This window comes from Vibrio sp. 10N.222.48.A3 (genome assembly GCF_041475345.1).
GTDB lineage: Bacteria > Pseudomonadota > Gammaproteobacteria > Enterobacterales > Vibrionaceae > Vibrio > Vibrio tasmaniensis_A.
Window position 1 is genome coordinate 1 of sequence record NZ_JBFRVX010001566.1, and the last position, 624, is coordinate 624.

Genomic DNA, 624 nt, shown 5'->3' on the forward strand with positions numbered 1-624 from the left:
TTTTTGCGCCACGAGCAACAGCGTGCTCAAGTTCTTCGATAACTAGCATACCGCCGCCACCAGAGATAACGAAACCGTCACGGTCAGCATCATAAGTACGAGAAGCCAATTCTGGAGTGTCGTTGTACTTAGTAGAAAGTGCGCCCATTGCGTCGAACATCATAGTCAGAGACCAATCTAGTTCTTCACCGCCACCAGCGAATACTACGTCTTGCTTACCAAGTTGGATAAGCTCCATTGCGTGACCGATACAGTGTGCAGATGTTGCACATGCAGAACTCATAGAGTAGTTCACACCGCGGATTTTGAAAGGTGTTGCTAGACAAGCAGAAACCGTAGAAGCCATTGTACGTGGAACCATGTATGGGCCAACGCGCTTCACGCCTTTTTCACGGATGATGTCTACTGCGTTTACTTGGTTTAGAGATGAAGCACCACCTGAACCCGCTACGATACCCGTGCGGTCATTAGATACTTGATCTTCAGTTAAACCAGAGTCAGCAATTGCTTGCTCCATTGAAAGATAAGCGAATGCCGCTGCATCACCCATAAAGCGCATTTTTTTGCGATCGATATGGTCAGCAGGGTTCATTTTTAGGTTACCCCAAACTTGAGAGCGCAAGC

The 624-nt window shown here is 47.6% G+C and carries 1 protein-coding gene; it reads right to left on the reverse strand.

Annotation, left to right across the window (positions count from 1 at the left end; all coding sequences use genetic code 11):
• Positions 1 to 624, reverse strand: a 624-nt coding sequence (locus AB4653_RS27765; protein WP_372105854.1) for a beta-ketoacyl synthase N-terminal-like domain-containing protein, incomplete at both ends; no start/stop codon positions are given.